The following is a 14,878-nucleotide window of genomic DNA, read 5'->3' as shown; positions in this document are numbered from 1 at the left end:
GTGCGCCGCCTGGCCCGCCAGACCGCCGGCCTCAGGAGCGCCGCGCTGGGCCGGGCGCGAGCGGCCGGACGCATGCGCGCGGTCAGCCAGCTGACCATGGGCCTGGCCAGTTTCGCCGTGCTGGCGGTGGGCGCGCTGGAGGTCACCGGCGGGCGCACGACGCCGGGCTCGGTGGTCGCGGCGATGAGCCTGATGGGTCTGCTGACGCCGGCCGTGCACGGCTGCGGGCGGGTGTTCGAGCTGTGGCACGCGGCCCGGGTCTGCCGTGAGAAGATCGCCGGCCTGCTGAGCTTGGGCCCGCTGGTCGCCCAGACCCGCCGGGCGCGCCCGCTGACGCCCGGCCGCGGCGAGCTGGTGTTCCAGAAGGTCTCGGCCCGCAAGGCGGTGCGCCGGCTGAGCGCGCGCGTGCCGGCCGGCTCGGTGGTGGCCCTGGTCGGCCCCAACGGGGCGGGCAAGTCGACCCTGCTGGCCCTGGCCACGCGGCTGATGGATCCGGACTCCGGCCGGGTGCGGCTGGACGGCCGCGACCTGCGCCGGGTGACCACGCGGTCCTTGCGTTCGGCTGTCGCCCTGGTCGGCGCCGACGTGCCCCTGCTGCGCGGCAGCCTGTCGGAGAACCTGCGCTATCGCGCCCCGGGCGTCTCGCGCGAGGAAGTCGAGCGGGTCGCGGCCCTTTGCGGCGTGGATCAGCTGATCGCGCGCCTGCCGAAGGGCGAGCGGTTCGCGGTGGCCGACCGCGGGCGCAACCTGTCGCTGGGCGAACGCCAGCGCGTGCTGCTGGCCCGCGCCCTGCTGGGCCGCCCGCGCCTGCTGCTGCTGGACGAGGCCGACGCCAACCTGGACGAGCCGGTCGCCGAGGCGATCGCCGCCGCCCTCGAGGGCTATCCCGGCACGGTGCTGATGGTCACCCAGCGCCCCAGCTGGCTGGCGCGCGCCGACTTCGTCTGGCGGCTCGAAGGCGGGCGGCTGGTCGAGGTCCGGGCCAAGGGCGAGGTGAGGGGCCAGGCCCTGACCAAGGCCAGGGCGAAGGTCAGAACCAAGGCGTCTCCCGTTCCCGCGTCCAACGTCGTCCCCCTAGCCGGAGCCGTCGAGCAGTGACCGTGCACCCCATTCCCGTGAATGCGCTCGCCGCGCCCCGCCGCCTGCGCGCGCCGGTCGGCAAGGTGGTCCAACAGAGCCTGCCGCAGCACCCGCAGGTGGAATACTTCCTGTACGTGCCGCGCACGGCCCCGGCCCGCGACGCCCCGATGGTGGTCAGCGTCCACGGCATCGCCCGCAACGCGGTCGAGCACGCCTTCCGCTTCCGCGACTGGGCCGAGCGGACCGGCTGCGTGCTGGTCGCGCCGCTGTTCCGGCGGGACCGCTTCGGCCAGTACCAGCAGCTGCTGCCGGGCGGGGCGGGGCTGCTGCGGGCGGACCTGATGCTGCACGCCATCGCGGACGAGGTGGCGCGGATCACCGGCGCGGACGCCGGGCGGCTGCACATGTTCGGCTTCTCCGGCGGCGGCCAGTTCGTCCACCGCTTCGCCATGGCCTGGCCCGAGCGGGTGGCGACCGCGGTGGTCGGGGCCGCCGGCTGGTACACCGCGCCCGATCCCGCCCGGCGCTATCCCTGGGGGCTGGGCGTCGAGGGCGGCTCCACGGAGCTCCGCTTCGAGCCGGAGCGCTTCCTGAAGGTCCCCGCCCACGTGATCGTCGGCGCCCGGGACGTCGAGCGCGATCCGGCGCTGCGCAAGTCGAAGCGGCTGGATCGCCTGCAGGGCCGCAACCGCGTTGAGCGCGGCCGGCGCTGGATCGAGGCCATGCGCGCCGCCGCCGAAAGCCGCGGCCTGGATGCGGAAAAGTTCAGCTTCACCGAGCTGCCCGGCGCCGACCATTCGTTCACGGCGGCGGCCACGCGATGGGGGCTGGGGGAACAAGTGTTCGGCCTGTTCGAGTTCGAAGCGTTGCACGTCTCAGCCTGAGCCGCGCGCGGGAGGAGAGGGGACATGGCCGGGGGACGCAGATCAGGGTGGGTGGCGCTCGTCCTGACGTCGACCTGCGCCATGGCCGGGGCGGCGCGGGCTGAGGACGGCTTCGGCTTCGGCCAGGACGGGCTGACCCTGTCCCTGGCGAACGGCGCGGCCGAGTTCGAGCTGGGCGGTCGCCTGCACCTGGACGGCATGCTGTTCGAGGACGAGGAAGAGTTCGTCGACGACGCCGAGGTGCGCCGCGCCCGCCTGGAGCTGTCCGGCCAGCTCGGCGACAAGGTCCGCATCCGGGTGGACTACGAGTTCACCGGCGACGGCGACTGGAACAACGTGTGGGCCAGCTACCAGGTGGCCGACACGGTCGACGTCCGGCTGGGCCAGTACATCCCCGCCTTCAGCATGGAAGACCTGCAGAGCTCCAACAGCATCATGTTCCTGGAGCGGGCCCTGCCCAACGCCTTCGCGCCCGGCTACACGGTCGGCGGCGAGCTGGGGGCCTATGGGCGCAACTGGACCGCCACCTTCGGCGCCTTCAACGATCCAATCGATTCCGACACCGACGCGCGCGGGACCAACGGCGACAGTCTGGTCGGCCGGTTCACCTACGATCCCGACCTGGCCAAGGACCAGATCCTGCACTTCGGCGTAGGGCTGGAGTGGCGGTTCCTCGACGCCGGCAGCGGTTTCCGCATCGACTCCAAGCCGGAGGCCGACATGTCGCCGGTGCGCTTCGTCAACACCGGCAATCTGCGCGGGGTGAACGAGTTCGTGAACGCCAGCCTCGAGTTCGGCTGGCGACGCGGCAACCTGATGGCCCAGGGCCAGTACGTGCGCATGATGCTGGACCGGGAGAACCGGCCCGATCCCGACTTCGACGGCTGGTATCTCGAAGGCAGCTGGATCCCGACCGGCGAGGAGCGGCGCTACAGCAAGAGCGCCGGCCTGTTCGGCGCGGTGACGCCGAAGACCAGCAAGGGCGCTTGGGAGATCCGGGCCCGCTACAGCATGATCGACCTGACCGACAAGACCGTCAGCGGCGGGGTCGAGCGCGACGCCGGGGTCGGCGTGACCTGGTGGCGGACCAGCCGGATCCGCTTGATGTTCGAGTACATCAACGCCGTGGCCGATCCGGACTCCGACGGCGACGACCAGATCGCCGACATCCTGCAGGCGCGCATCCAGTTCGCGATCTAGCCGTCCCAGCCGGGCTCGAAGGGCATGCGCTCGGCCCACAGGGCGTGCAGCTCGGGCAGAGCGTCCACGCGCCGCGCGACCGAGGCCAGCTTGGGGCAGGCGTCGGAGAACCAGCGCCGGCGCGGATTCCAGCGCGAAACCACGGTCAGGTAGACGTCCAGCAGGGACAGCTGCGCCCCGAAGACGAACGGGGCGGGATCGACCTGCGCCTCCATCACCTTCCAGCAGAACTTGATCCGCTCCAGGGCGCGCTCGCGCAGCTCGTCCTGAGCCGCGTCCCCGTGGGCCATGCGGGCCGGATCGTCGAGCAGGTAGTACATGGCGTAGATCGCCGCGGGCACGAACACCATCCAGCGCAGGTAGGCGGCCCGGTCGGGATGGTCCGGCGGCGGCGCCAGCCCGGCCTGCGGGTCGAGATCGCCCAGCCAGAGCAGGATGGCGGCGCTCTCGGTCATCACCTCGCCCTGCGGGGTGATCAACACCGGCAGCTGCTCCATCGGATTGACCGGGCGCACGGCCTCGCGGCCGGCCTGCGTCCAGGTCGGCGCCTCGGCTATTATTACGTAAGGGCGACCCAGGAGGGTCAGGGCCGCTTCGACCGCCACGGAGCCGGAACCCTTGGCGCCGTAAAGCTTCAACGGTTCGGGCATCTGTCCACAGGCCCCTACTAGATGTTGATGGTTACCGGCGTGACACCACGAGCCATAGCGGGCGGGGCCGGTCGGCGTTATCTCTAGCACGTCCCGCCGTACGAATCGGATTCGCCGCCATGAACGCCCTGGTCACCGCCCCGACCCCTGGTCTGCTGACCCCGAGCTATTCGTACAAGCCGTTCCGCTATCCGTGGGCCTACGAGTTCTGGAAGCGCCAGCAGCAGGTCCACTGGCTGCCCGAAGAGGTGCCGCTGGGCGAGGACTGCAAGGACTGGGCGGCGAAGCTGAACGACGGCGAGCGCAACCTGCTCACCCAGATCTTCCGCTTCTTCACGCAGTCGGACGTCGAGGTCGCGGACAACTACATGGAACGCTACGGCCGGGTGTTCAAACCGACCGAAGTGAAGATGATGCTGGCGTCGTTCGCGAACATGGAGACCGTCCATATCGCGGCCTACGCCCTGCTGCTCGAGACCATCGGCATGCCCGAGGCCGAGTTCTCCGCCTTCATGGAATACGAGGCCATGAAGGCGAAGCATGACTACATGCAGACCTTCGGCATGGACACGCCAGCCGACATCGCCCGCACGCTGGCCATGTTCGGCGGCTTCACCGAGGGCCTGCAGCTGTTCGCGTCGTTCGCGATGCTGATGAACTTCCCGCGCTTCAACAAGATGAAGGGCATGGGCCAGATCGTCAGCTGGTCGGTGCGCGACGAGAGCCTGCACTGCGAAGGCATCATCAAGCTCTACCACGCCTTCAACAAGGAGACCGGCGCGGTCACCAAGTCGGTCGGCGACGACATTGTCGACATGTGCAAGACCGTGGTCGGCCTCGAGGACAAGTTCATCGACCTGGCCTTCGAGCAGGGTCCGGTCCAGGGCATGACGCCCGACGACATCAAGGCCTACATCCGCTTCATCGCCGACTGGCGCCTGCGCCAGCTGGAGCTGCCGGAAGTCTACGGCGTGAAGGAAAACCCGCTGCCCTGGCTGCAGGCCCTGCTGTCGGGCGTGGAGCACGCCAACTTCTTCGAAGCGCGCGCCACCGAGTACTCCAAGGCCGCCACCAAGGGCCAATGGCACGGCACTGAGGGCGTCTGGGGCGAGTTCGACAAGATGATGTCGAAGCGCGGCGACCAGGTCCCGGCGGAGTAAGTCTTGCGGCGCCAGCGGCGCCGCAAGTTTCACCCGTATGCGAAAGACACTAGGCTCCCCGACAGATGCATCCGGGGGGGCGTGCGTATGGCGACGGCGGAACTCCAGCGATCAGCGACCGAGACCGGCGGGCTTCGGCGGCTGCGCTCGATCCTCGGCGGCTCGGCCGGCAATCTGGTCGAGTGGTACGACTGGTACGCCTACTCGGCCTTCGCGCTCTATTTCGCCGGGGTGTTCTTCCCCAAGGGCGACCAGACGGCGCAGCTGCTGAACGCGGCGGCGGTGTTCGCCGTCGGCTTCCTGGCCCGGCCCGTGGGCGCCTGGCTGATGGGCCGCTACGCCGACCGGCGCGGCCGCAAGGCGTCGCTGACCCTGTCGGTGGCCCTGATGTGCGCGGGCTCGCTGATCATCGCCTTCTGCCCGGGCTATGCGAGCATCGGGGTCGCCGCCCCGGTGATCCTGACCCTGGCGCGGTTGGTCCAGGGCCTGAGCCTGGGCGGCGAGTACGGCACCAGCTCGACCTATCTCAGCGAGATGGCGGGGCGCGACCGGCGCGGCTTCTGGTCCAGCTTCCAGTACATGACCCTGATCTCCGGCCAGCTGACCGCGTTGGGCGTGCTGCTGGTGCTGCAGGCGATCCTGCCCAAGGCGGAGCTCCAGGCCTGGGGCTGGCGCGTGCCGTTCGTGATCGGCGGGCTGCTGGCCGTCTCGGTGTTCTGGCTGCGCCGGGGCATCGACGAGACCGACTCGTACAAGGCGGTCGAGAGCAAGGAGCGGGGCCGGACGCACTGGCTGTGGCTGCGCCATCCGAAGGAGAGCCTGACGGTGATCGGCCTGACCGCCGGCGGCACCCTGTCGTTCTACACCTTCACCATCTACGCCCAGAAGTTCCTCGCCAACACGGCGGGGTTCAGCAAGGAGCAGGCGAGCCAGATCAGCGCCGCGGCCCTGCTGGTGATGATGCTGATCCAGCCCGTCGTGGGCGCGATCTCCGACAAGGTCGGCCGCCGGCCGGTGCTGATCGCCTTCGGGGTGTTGGGGACCCTGTTCACCTGGCCGATCCTGCGCGCGCTGGGCGGCGCGAGCGACCCGATGGCGGCCTTCTTCCTGCTTGTGGCCGCGCTGGGGATCACCTCGGGCTACACGGCGGTGAACGCGGTGGTGAAGGCCGAGATGTTCCCGACCGAGATCCGGGCGCTGGGCGTGGCCCTTCCCTACGCCATCGCCAACGCCCTGTTCGGCGGCACCGCCGAATACGTCGCCCTGTGGTTCAAGCAGGCCGGCCACGAGACCTGGTTCTATGGCTACGTCACCGGCATGATCGCCCTGTCGCTGCTCGTCTATGTCGGCATGCGCGACACCAAGAAGCACAGCCGGATCATGGAGTAGGGGCGTGGCGAAATCCGTGCGGGGCGGGATCGTGAAGTTCGTGGCGATCGCCGCGGCGGTGGCCGCGGTGGGCTACCTCGGCGTCTGCGGCTGGTTCTACGCGAACCAGCGCGCGCTGACCTACTTCCCCGACCGGCACGACGTCGCGCCCGCCGATGTCGGCCTGGACGGCTTTCAGAAGGTGGCGATCGCCACGCCGGACGGCGAGACCGTGGTCGGCTGGTGGAAGCCGCCGGCGCCGACCAAGGGCGTGGTGCTCTACCTTCACGGCAACGGCTACAATCTCAGCAGCCGCGTAGACCGGCTGCGCGACCTGGCCGAGGCCGGCTTCGGCGTGCTGGCCGTCGACTGGCGCGGCTATGGCGGCTCGACGGGTTCGCCCACCGAGACCGGCCTGCTGACCGACGCGCGCGCGGCCTACGACTGGGCCGCCGGCCATGCGCCGGGCTCGAAGATCGCCCTGTTTGGAGAGAGTCTGGGCACCGGCGTCGCGGTCCACCTGGCCGGCGAGCGGCCGGCAGCGGGCGTGGTGCTGGATTCGCCCTACGCCTCGATCGTGGGCGTGGCGGAGACCTACTATCCGTTTCTGCCCAGCCGCCTGCTGCTGAAGGACCAGTATCGCAGCGAGGACTGGATCACGCGCGTGAAGGCGCCGGTGTTCATCGTTCACTGCGACGCCGACCAGCAGATCCCGCTGGCCCAGGCGCAGCGGCTCTATCGCGCCGCCGGCGAGCCCAAGGAGATGATGGTGCGGCGGGGCTGCGCGCACATCATGACCTGGGACGGGGCGGCCAAGGCGCACATGCTGGATCTGTTCGGCCGCTGGACGGCGCAGCCGGCGAGCTGATCAGGCCCGCCCGGCCGTCGGCCCGTAGCCCTCGAACGGGCGCTCGTCCTCGTCCTTGACCGGGACCGGCTCGAACCCGTCGTCGAAATTGCGCGGCTCGGGCCGGAATTCGTACAGGGCCGAGGGGCGGCGCAGCACGTCGGCGTGGCGCGGGCGGGCCAGCTGCTCCAGCCGGCCGAACACCTTGTCCGCAAAGGCGCCGAGGGTCTTGGCGTAGAGGTCGGACCGCTCCAGAGGGCCGGCGTGGCCGACCTCCTCCAGCAGCACGAACTCGCCGTCGGGCAGGGCCTTGGCCAGGGCCCGCACCTCGGCGGGACGCGCGACCACGTCGTAGCCGCCGGCCACCGCCAGGGTCGGCGTGGTCAGGCGGGCGAGGATGCCGGTCAGGTCGGCGTCGCGCAGCGCAAGCGCCCCCTTGGCCTGCACCCAGGGCGAGGTCTCGGCGGTCTGGCGTGCGGCGGCGTCAGCCGCTTCGCGCGAGGGGGCCTGGCCCAGCGCGGTGGTACGCGCGGCCAGGTGCAGGGCGCCGTTCAGATAGCCGGCCCAGTTCATCACCTGGATGACGGGCGCGAGCATCATGTCGGCCCGCACCATGGCCCCGGAGGCGGGCGGCGCGGTGGTCGGGTTGAGCAGGGCCACGCCGGCGACCTCGGCGCCCAGCGCCTGCGGATGGTCGCGGCAGTAGGCCAGCACCGCGGCAGCGCCGGTCGACCAGCCGACCAGCAGGGCCGGACGGCCCTCCAGCAGCTTCAGCACGGCGGCCAGGTCGGCGGCGGCCCGGTCCAGGCCGTAGATCTCGTCGTAGGGGCGCTCGGAGCGGCCCAGGCCCGGCTGGTCCCAGACCAGCACCTGCCACTGCTCCGCCAGCGCCGACACCGTCGGCGACCAGACCGTGCGGTCGGTCTCGAAGCCCTGCACCAGCACGATCGGCCAGCCGTCGGCCGGCCCGTAGCGCTCGACATGCAGATGGGCGCCGCCGGCCCCGACCACGGCGTCGGACCGGCCCTCGGGCGTGTCGGCCTGGGGCGCGGCCTTGGGGAACATGGCCAGGATGGGCGCGCGGCCGAACAGCGACGCGCCGACCATCACCGCCCCCAGCACCATCCAGCCGTCGGTGCGGGGCAGGGCGTGCAGGCCGTCGGCGAGGAGCCAAAGGCCCGTCACCAGCACGGCCAGCGACAGAGCGGCGGCCGCGCGGTTCAGCACATACGGCAGAGGCGTACCGGCCATTGGTCCGGGTTCCTGCTAAGCTTCTCCACGCGCAACGGTTGAAACGGCTCGGGGCGGTAGTGGTTCCCAAACCGTCCAGCTGGACTGAAAAACGGATTCCCCTTGTCGCGAACGCGCTCTAGTCTCCGACAATGTCGGACTACTCACACGCGAAGGCGGCGGTGGACCGCCTCCAGGACCAGTACGCCCGGTCCGTCGACGCCCTGAGATCAGCGCTTCGGGCCTATCTCGACCGCGGGGAGCGCCCCGATCCGGCCGCCCGGGCCCAGGGCCTGTTCTCCTATCCCGAACTGCGCATCGCCTACGCGGCCGAGACCCCCGGCCCCCGGCTGAACCGCGCCTACGCCCGGCTGAACAAGCCCGGCGTCTACGCCTCCACCGTCACCCGGCCGGAGCTGTTCCGCGACTATCTGATGGAGCAGCTGAGCCTGCTCGAGCGCGACTACGACGTCACCTTCGAGGTCGGACGGTCGCGCCAGGAAATTCCCTACCCCTATGTGCTGGACGGCGGCGACGTCGCGCTGGACGGGGCGATCACCTCGGATCTGGCGCGCTGGTTCCCGACCACCGAACTGGCCCACATCGGCGACGAGGTGGCCGACGGGATCTGGTTCCCGGCGCCCGACGAGCCCCGGCCGCTGGGCCTGTTCGACGGCCTGCGCACCGACTTCTCGCTGGCGCGCCTGCGCCACTACACCGGCACCCCGCCCGAGCATGTCCAGCAGTACGTGCTGTTCACCAACTACCATCGCTATGTCGACGAGTTCGTGCGCTGGGCCTGCGCGCGGCTGGCCGAGGGCGGCCCGTACGAGGCCCTGTCCGGGGCCGGCGGCGTCATGGTCACGGCCGAGACGGCCGACCCCGAGCGGGTGGTGGCCGAGGGCGCGTGGCGGCGTCACCAGATGCCGGCCTGGCACCTGATGGCGCCGGGCGGACGCGGCGTGACCCTGGTCAACATCGGGGTGGGGCCCTCCAACGCCAAGACCATCACCGACCACCTGGCGGTGCTGCGCCCGCAGGCCTGGCTGATGATCGGTCACTGCGGGGGCCTGCGGCCCAGCCAGATCATCGGCGACTACGTGCTGGCCCACGCCTACCTGCGCGACGACCACGTGATGGACGACATCCTGCCGGTGGAGATCCCGATCCCCCCGATCGCCGAGGTGCAGCAGGCCCTGCACGGCGCGGCCGAGATCGTCACCGGCGAGGACCGCGACACCCTCAAGCGGCGCTTACGCACCGGCACGGTAGTGACCACCGACGACCGCAACTGGGAGCTCCGCTACTCGCTGTCGGCGCTGCGCTTCTCGCAGTCGCGGGCGGTGGCCATCGACATGGAGTCAGCAACCATCGCGGCCCAGGGCTATCGCTTCCGCGTGCCCTACGGGACCCTGCTGTGCGTGTCGGACAAGCCCCTGCACGGCGAGATCAAGCTGCCCGGCCAGGCCAACCGCTTCTACGAGCGGGCGATTTCCGAGCACATCCAGATCGGCATCGCCACCGTGGACCTGCTGCGCGAGGAGGGCTCGCGCCTTCACTCGCGCAAGCTGCGCGCCTTCGACGAGCCGCCGTTCCGCTGACCAGCGGCAAATGACTTTACATCGCAAAGTGCTTGAGCTACTCCTCGCGACAAGGGGAGAGCATCCATGACCGACGACCAGATCCAGACCATCCGCGACGACATCGCTTTCATGAAGGCGATGGCCGAGGAGGGTCGCCGCGCGCCGCTGCTGGGCGGGGCCATCCTGGCCAACGCCGGTGCGATCTTCGCCGGGGCCAGCGTCGCCAACTGGGCGATCGGGACGGGCCGGCTGGCCGTGGGGCCGATGGGCTACTTCGTGGTCTGGGGCTTCGCCATGGTCGCCTTCGTGGTCGCCCTGGTCGTGCTGACCCGGCGCGTGAAGCGCCAGCCGGGCGCCTCGACCCCGGCCAACCGCGCCTTCGGCACGGCCTGGTCGGCCGCGGGCTTTGCGATCTTCGCGCTCTGGGTCGCTCTCATGGTCGCCGACTGGCGGCTGGAGACGCACCTCGTCTGGATGCTGTTCCCGTCGATGATCCTGGCCCTCTACGGCCTGGGCTGGAGCGTCTCGGCGGCGATGAGCGGCCAGAAGTGGCTGAATGTCGTGGCGATCGGCGCCTACGTCGGCGCGCCCGCCATGGCCTGGTTCGCCGGCGAGCCGGAGCAGTACCTCGCCTACGCCGCCGCCCTGCTGCTGCTGGCGGCCGTCCCGGGCATGCTGCTGATGCGCAAAGAACCCTCCGACATCGTGTGAGCGCCATGGAAGGGTTCGACATCGACGACATCGACGAGGTGATCCACGGCCGGGTGCGGCTCGGGATCATGGCCTTCCTGGCGGGGGCGGAGGCGGCCGACTTCAACGAGCTGAAGGCCAGGCTGCAGGTCACCGACGGCAATCTCTCGGTGCACCTGCGCAAGCTGGAGGAGGCGGGCTACGTCGTGATCGACAAGAGCTTCGCCGGCCGCAAGCCGCTGACCCGGGCCATGTTGACCGACACCGGCCGGACCGCCTTCGTGAAATACCTCGAGGCCATGAGCCGGCTGGTCGCCGGGCAAGGTTAGGGCGGCTCAGGCCGCCGCTTCGGCCAGGTCGGCTTCGGCGGGGCCGAGATCGAAGCACATCTCGCAGCGCAGGCCTTCGGGCGCGTAATCCAGCTGCACGCGCCGGCCGGTCTCGGTGGCCAGCGCCTCCTCGATCAGGAAGGTGCCGAAGCCCTTGCGGGTCGGCGGCTTCACCCGCGGGCCGCCGCTCTCGATCCAGGTCAGCCGGAAGCGGCCGCTGGGATCGGTCCGCCAGGTGAGCTCCACCGTTCCGCCCCCGGCCGACAGGGCGCCGTACTTCGAGGCGTTGGTGGCCAGCTCGTGCAGCGCGAGCGACAGCGCCACCGTCGTGCTGGGCTGCAGGAACACGTCAGGGCCGTCGGTGCGCACCGCGCCGCCCTCGTCGAGGTCGAAGGACATCAGCACCCGCTTGACCAGATCCCCCAGCCGCGCGCCGTTCCAGCGCTCGCGGGTGAGCAGGCCGTGCGCCGCTGCCAGGGCGTCGAGCCGGTGGTTGAACACCTCCTCGAAGCCGGGCAGGTCGCGCGCCCCGCGCACGGTCTGGCGCGCGATGGCCTGGATGACCAGGATCAGGTTCTTCACCCGATGGTCGAGCTCGCCCAGCAGCAGCTCCTGCACCCGCTGCGCCTCGCGCCGGATGTGGACGTCGCGCACCACGCCCAGCCATTCGATCACCTGCTCGCCGTCGCGGACCGGGACCAGGGTGACGTTCACCCAGGACCAGTCGGCGCGCGTCCCGTTCCAGAGCCGCAGTTCGGTGCGCAACGGCTGGCCCAGTTCGCGGCAGCGCTCCCATTCCTGACGGCTGGGTTTCCAGTCCTCCGGATGGATCGCCCGGTTCCAGGCCAGTTCGCCGGCGTTGACCCAGGGGCGGCCGGTGAATTCGGTCCAGCCGCGCTCGGGCTCGTGCGGTTCGCCGTTGGGGCCCGCGCGGAAGATGATCGCCGAGACCGCCTCGATCAGCAGGCGCTGGCGCGCCTGCGCGCGGCTCAGCTCGCGCTCGCGGGCGTCGGCGTCGGCGATCAGCAGGCGCATGCGCAGGCCGATGCCGGTCATCATCACGCACAGCAGGCCGAAGATCGCCCCGCGGGTGACGTCGTTGGTCGCCGGCGCGTGCAGCGGGAGGTCCGGATGCACCAGGAACACCCAGACACAGAGGTGGGCCACGGCGTAGGCGAACGCGCCGCCGCGCCAGCCGGCCCACAGCGCCCCCAGGAACACCACGGGCAGATAGGTCGAATAGATGATCTGGCCGGCGTCCAGGATCGGTTCGAGCAGGACGCGCAAAAGGGTGGCGACGCCGCTTGCGGCGGCGATCGCCGCGGCCGCTTCGGCCGTCCGCATCGGACGCGCCGGCAGCACGCGCGAAAATGTCCCTCGCAAGTCCATCCCCGGCCCCGAGGGCGTCAGCCCCGCCAAGCTTGTAGCACAACCCCCGGGGGAAAACGAAGCTTTCGCCACAAGCTGAAGGTTCAACTCGCGCCGCACGCCTCGCGCGGCTATCTAACGGCGCATGAGCACGCGCCTTCTGGGCTTTGAAGCCGTCGAGAATTTCCGGGATTACGGCGACTACGCCACCGCGGCGGGGCGTCGGCTCGTACAGCGGCGACTGTTGCGTTCGGGCCACCATGCTCGGGCCAGCGACGCCGACCTCGCCGCCTTCAGCGCGCTGGGCGTCGACGTGGTGGTCGACCTGCGCCGGGCCAGCGAGCGGGCGGCCCAGCCCTCGCGCCGGCCGCAGGGGTTCGCCGGCCGGGTGATCGAAAGCCGCGACGCGGATCTCGGCGAGGCGCCGCACATCGCCTTCCTGCGCTCGACCGACCTGACGCCCGACAGCGTGCGCGGCTTCATGACCGAGACCTATCGGAACATGCCGTTCGACGCGCGGCACGTGGACCTGTTCACGCGCTATTTCGCGGCCCTGGCCGAGACCGAGGGCGCGGTGCTGATCCACTGCGCCGCCGGCAAGGACCGCACCGGCCTGCTCGCCGCCCTGACCCACCATCTGGCGGGCGTGGGCGAGGCGGACGCGCTGGAGGACTACCTGCTGACCAACACGGCGGTGAACCTGGAGGCGCGCGCGCCCGAGGTCGCCGCGGTGATCGAGCGCAACTTCGGCCGGCGGCCCTCGGACGCGGCGACCCGCGCCTTCCTGGGCGTCGAGGCGGAGTACCTGGCCGCGGCCTTCGCGGCGGTGCGCGAGCGGCACGGCTCGCTCGACGCCTACCTCCGCGACGTGCTGGGCGTCGGGCCCGAGCTGCGCGCGCGCATCGAGGCCCGCCTCTGCGGGTGAGCGCGCCGGACGACATGCGCGAAACGGCGATCCGGCGGGCGGCCTGGCGCGATCCGGCCGCGGCCGCCGCCCCGTACGCCGCGCACCCCTACACCCTGGCGCTGATCTCCGACGGCGGTCCGCAGGGGCGCTGGTCCTATCTGGCGCTCGACCCGGACCGGGTGGAGCGGATCGAGGCGGGTGATCCGGCCGATCCGACGGCGCGTCTGCGCGACCTGCTGGGGCCGCGGACGCCGGCGCTGGACGGTCCGCCGTTCCAGGGCGGGGTGGTGGGCCTGGCGGCCTACGAGCTGGGCTCGCGGTTCGAGCCGGTCGACCTGCCGCGCGACTCCGACTGGCCCGACCTGGAGCTGATCCGCTATCCGGCCGTCCTGGCCTTTGATCACGCGCGCGACGAGGTTCTCTCGGTAGGCCGCGGTCCGGACACGGCGACGGCCGCACGGCGCGCGGACGAAGCGCTCCAATGGCTGGCGAGGGGGGAAGCGTCCGCGGGCGTAGCCGGGCCCCCGGCGGCGGGGTTCGAAACCGAGGCCTCCGGCGACGCCTACGAGGCCGCGGTCGCCGACGTGATCGCGCGGATCGGCGCGGGCGAGATCTTCCAGGCCAACGTCGCGCGCAGCTGGCGCGGGCGCTTGCGCGACGGCGCCGTGCCGTTCGACGTCTTCCGCCGCCTGCTGAGCGGCAGCCCCGCCCCCTTCGCCGCCTACCTGGCCCTGCCCGGGCGGGCCCTGGTCTCCAACTCGCCGGAGCGCTTCCTGGGCGTGCGGCCGCAGGACGGCGGGCTGACGGTGGAGGCGCGGCCGATCAAGGGCACGGCCCCGCGCGGGGCCGACGCAGTCTCTGACGCGGCGGCGGCCGACGCCCTGCTGGCCAGCGAGAAGGACCGGGCCGAGAACCTGATGATCGTCGACCTGATGCGCAACGACCTGGCGCGGGTCTGCGCGGTCGGCTCGGTCGGGGCGCCCGAGCTGTTCCGGGTGGAGAGCTACGTCAACGTCCACCACCTGGTCTCCACCGTGCGCGGGCGCCTGGCCGAGGGGCGCGACCTGGCCGACCTGTTCGCCGCCACCTTCCCGCCGGGCTCGATCACCGGCGCGCCGAAGGTGCAGGCCATGAAGGTGATCGCCGCCCACGAGCCGCCGCGCGGGCCGTGGTGCGGCTCGCTGTTCTGGGCCGGGTTCGACGGCGCGTTCGATTCCAGCGTGCTGATCCGCACCGCCGCCTTCGTGGAGACGCGCGAGGGGTGGCGCTTCCGCACCTCGGCCGGGGCGGGCATCGTCGCCGACAGCGATCCCGCCGCCGAGCGGCGCGAGACCGAGGCCAAGATCGACGCCCTGCGCCGGGCGCTGACGGAGGGCGGATGAGCGTACCGATCGACGATCGCGGCCTGCTTCTGGGCGACGGCCTGTTCGAGACCCTGCTCTGGCGCTCGGGCGAGCTGGTGCGGTTCGAGGCGCACGCGGATCGCCTGGCCGCCGGCTGCGCGGTCCTGGGCCTGCCCGCGCCGGACCGTGAAGCCCTGCCCCCGGCCGCGCTCGCGGCGGTCGAGGCCGCGGGGCTGGCC

Annotated in this window: 15 protein-coding genes; 12 read left to right on the top strand and 3 right to left on the bottom strand. The window is 71.4% G+C overall.

Features of this window, described 5'->3' with window-relative positions; genetic code table 11:
* From G3573_RS13235 to G3573_RS13225, 3 genes are all read left to right on the top strand, one after another.
* Positions 1-1,098: ABC transporter ATP-binding protein (locus G3573_RS13235; protein WP_163261649.1), on the top strand; the 1,098-nt coding region annotated here is incomplete at its 5' end.
* 2 nt (positions 1,099-1,100) lie between these two features.
* Entirely contained in the window at positions 1,101-1,964 is an 864-nt protein-coding gene (locus G3573_RS13230) for a hypothetical protein (RefSeq protein WP_163261648.1), read from the top strand.
* 24 nt (positions 1,965-1,988) lie between these two features.
* Positions 1,989-3,164, top strand: coding sequence for a porin (locus G3573_RS13225; RefSeq protein WP_163261647.1), 1,176 nt, complete (start codon positions 1,989-1,991; stop codon positions 3,162-3,164).
* On the opposite strand, the gene G3573_RS13220 is transcribed toward G3573_RS13225, so the two are convergent.
* Positions 3,161-3,814 carry a glutathione S-transferase family protein gene (locus G3573_RS13220; RefSeq protein ID WP_163261646.1) on the bottom strand — a complete coding sequence of 218 codons (654 nt, stop codon included), beginning with the start codon at positions 3,812-3,814 and terminating at the stop codon, positions 3,161-3,163. The two genes, G3573_RS13225 and G3573_RS13220, sit on opposite strands and share 4 nt — an antisense overlap.
* A 119-nt stretch (positions 3,815-3,933) precedes the next feature.
* Here G3573_RS13220 and G3573_RS13215 point away from each other — a divergent pair, with 119 nt between their 5' ends.
* The 3 genes from G3573_RS13215 to G3573_RS13205 all read left to right on the top strand — a co-directional run bounded on the left by G3573_RS13215 (position 3,934) and on the right by G3573_RS13205 (position 7,210).
* Positions 3,934-4,974, top strand: coding sequence for a ribonucleotide-diphosphate reductase subunit beta (locus G3573_RS13215; protein ID WP_163261645.1), 1,041 nt, complete (start codon positions 3,934-3,936; stop codon positions 4,972-4,974).
* 87 nt (positions 4,975-5,061) lie between these two features.
* A complete protein-coding gene (locus tag G3573_RS13210; RefSeq protein ID WP_163261644.1) occupies positions 5,062-6,363 on the top strand; it encodes an MFS transporter in 1,302 nt (433 codons plus the stop codon).
* Positions 6,364-6,367: 4 nt separating this feature from the next.
* Positions 6,368-7,210: an alpha/beta hydrolase gene (locus G3573_RS13205; RefSeq protein WP_163261642.1), complete on the top strand. Its 843-nt coding sequence runs from the start codon at positions 6,368-6,370 to the stop codon at positions 7,208-7,210.
* On the opposite strand, the gene G3573_RS13200 is transcribed toward G3573_RS13205, so the two are convergent.
* Positions 7,211-8,440 carry an alpha/beta hydrolase gene (locus G3573_RS13200; protein WP_163261640.1) on the bottom strand — a complete coding sequence of 410 codons (1,230 nt, stop codon included), beginning with the start codon at positions 8,438-8,440 and terminating at the stop codon, positions 7,211-7,213.
* A gap of 131 nt (positions 8,441-8,571) precedes the next feature.
* Between G3573_RS13200 and G3573_RS13195 the strand changes: the two genes are divergently transcribed.
* The 3 genes from G3573_RS13195 (at position 8,572) to G3573_RS13185 (ending at position 11,021) form a co-directional block, all read left to right on the top strand.
* A complete protein-coding gene (locus tag G3573_RS13195; protein WP_163261638.1) occupies positions 8,572-10,020 on the top strand; it encodes an AMP nucleosidase in 1,449 nt (482 codons plus the stop codon).
* Between the two features lie 66 nt (positions 10,021-10,086).
* Positions 10,087-10,713 carry a hypothetical protein gene (locus G3573_RS13190; RefSeq protein ID WP_163261636.1) on the top strand — a complete coding sequence of 209 codons (627 nt, stop codon included), beginning with the start codon at positions 10,087-10,089 and terminating at the stop codon, positions 10,711-10,713.
* 5 nt (positions 10,714-10,718) lie between these two features.
* Positions 10,719-11,021, top strand: a complete 303-nt coding sequence (locus tag G3573_RS13185; protein ID WP_163261634.1) for a transcriptional regulator — start codon at positions 10,719-10,721, stop codon at positions 11,019-11,021.
* Between the two features lie 6 nt (positions 11,022-11,027).
* Here G3573_RS13185 and G3573_RS13180 read toward each other — a convergent pair whose 3' ends face one another.
* A complete protein-coding gene (locus tag G3573_RS13180; RefSeq protein ID WP_163261632.1) occupies positions 11,028-12,365 on the bottom strand; it encodes an HWE histidine kinase domain-containing protein in 1,338 nt (445 codons plus the stop codon).
* 169 nt (positions 12,366-12,534) lie between these two features.
* Between G3573_RS13180 and G3573_RS13175 the strand changes: the two genes are divergently transcribed.
* The 3 genes from G3573_RS13175 to G3573_RS13165 all read left to right on the top strand — a co-directional run.
* Positions 12,535-13,314: a tyrosine-protein phosphatase gene (locus G3573_RS13175; protein ID WP_163261630.1), complete on the top strand. Its 780-nt coding sequence runs from the start codon at positions 12,535-12,537 to the stop codon at positions 13,312-13,314.
* Between the two features lie 14 nt (positions 13,315-13,328).
* Entirely contained in the window at positions 13,329-14,678 is a 1,350-nt protein-coding gene (locus G3573_RS13170; RefSeq protein ID WP_163261628.1) for an anthranilate synthase component I family protein, read from the top strand.
* The coding region (locus G3573_RS13165) for an aminotransferase class IV (RefSeq protein WP_205598241.1) at positions 14,675-14,878 on the top strand (204 nt) is incomplete at its 3' end. The genes G3573_RS13170 and G3573_RS13165, both read left to right, overlap by 4 nt.

It is taken from the genome of Caulobacter sp. 17J65-9, from assembly GCF_010975005.1.
Classification (GTDB): Bacteria; Pseudomonadota; Alphaproteobacteria; order Caulobacterales; family Caulobacteraceae; genus 17J80-11.
The sequence above is the reverse complement of the archived record's forward strand: the minus strand, read 5'-3'. Positions and strand labels throughout refer to the sequence as shown.

Bases quoted from the DNA above. Each gene is read 5' to 3' on its own strand.
- G3573_RS13210 (WP_163261644.1), top strand. From the start codon at position 5,062: ATGGCGACGGCGGAACTCCAGCGATCAGCGACCGAGACCGGCGGGCTT.
- G3573_RS13180 (WP_163261632.1), bottom strand. From the start codon at position 12,365: ATGCGGACGGCCGAAGCGGCCGCGGCGATCGCCGCCGCAAGCGGCGTC.
- G3573_RS13175 (WP_163261630.1), top strand. From the start codon at position 12,535: ATGAGCACGCGCCTTCTGGGCTTTGAAGCCGTCGAGAATTTCCGGGAT.
- G3573_RS13185 (WP_163261634.1), top strand. From the start codon at position 10,719: ATGGAAGGGTTCGACATCGACGACATCGACGAGGTGATCCACGGCCGG.
- G3573_RS13215 (WP_163261645.1), top strand. From the start codon at position 3,934: ATGAACGCCCTGGTCACCGCCCCGACCCCTGGTCTGCTGACCCCGAGC.
- G3573_RS13195 (WP_163261638.1), top strand. From the start codon at position 8,572: ATGTCGGACTACTCACACGCGAAGGCGGCGGTGGACCGCCTCCAGGAC.
- G3573_RS13200 (WP_163261640.1), bottom strand. From the start codon at position 8,440: ATGGCCGGTACGCCTCTGCCGTATGTGCTGAACCGCGCGGCCGCCGCT.
- G3573_RS13170 (WP_163261628.1), top strand. From the start codon at position 13,329: ATGCGCGAAACGGCGATCCGGCGGGCGGCCTGGCGCGATCCGGCCGCG.
- G3573_RS13190 (WP_163261636.1), top strand. From the start codon at position 10,087: ATGACCGACGACCAGATCCAGACCATCCGCGACGACATCGCTTTCATG.
- G3573_RS13220 (WP_163261646.1), bottom strand. From the start codon at position 3,814: ATGCCCGAACCGTTGAAGCTTTACGGCGCCAAGGGTTCCGGCTCCGTG.
- G3573_RS13225 (WP_163261647.1), top strand. From the start codon at position 1,989: ATGGCCGGGGGACGCAGATCAGGGTGGGTGGCGCTCGTCCTGACGTCG.